The organism is Nocardioides albidus (genome assembly GCF_006335005.1).
In the GTDB taxonomy this organism is placed as follows: domain Bacteria; phylum Actinomycetota; class Actinomycetes; order Propionibacteriales; family Nocardioidaceae; genus Nocardioides; species Nocardioides albidus.
Map to the genome: position 1 here is coordinate 123709 of NZ_VDMP01000016.1, position 227 is coordinate 123935.

The window sequence follows — 227 nt, forward strand, 5'->3', positions numbered from 1 at the left end:
ATCGATCGGCAGCTGTTCGACGCCACCGGCGTCGGCTGGGCGCAGCTCGAACGCCTCGTGGCTGAGGCGGTGTTGCGGTTCGACCCCGACCAGGCCGAGGCCGAACGCAAGGCCGCCGCGGACCGGCGGCACTTCGACATCGACCAGGTCGACGAGCACGGACTGGTCCAGGTCGACGCTCTGCTGGATGCCGCTGACGGGTACGACCTCGACCAGGCCGTCGCCCG

Annotated in this window: 1 protein-coding gene; it reads left to right on the forward strand. The window is 70.9% G+C overall.

What is annotated here, in order from left to right:
• Window positions 1–227: DUF222 domain-containing protein (locus tag FHP29_RS04145; RefSeq protein ID WP_158296464.1), on the forward strand; the 227-nt coding region annotated here is incomplete at both ends.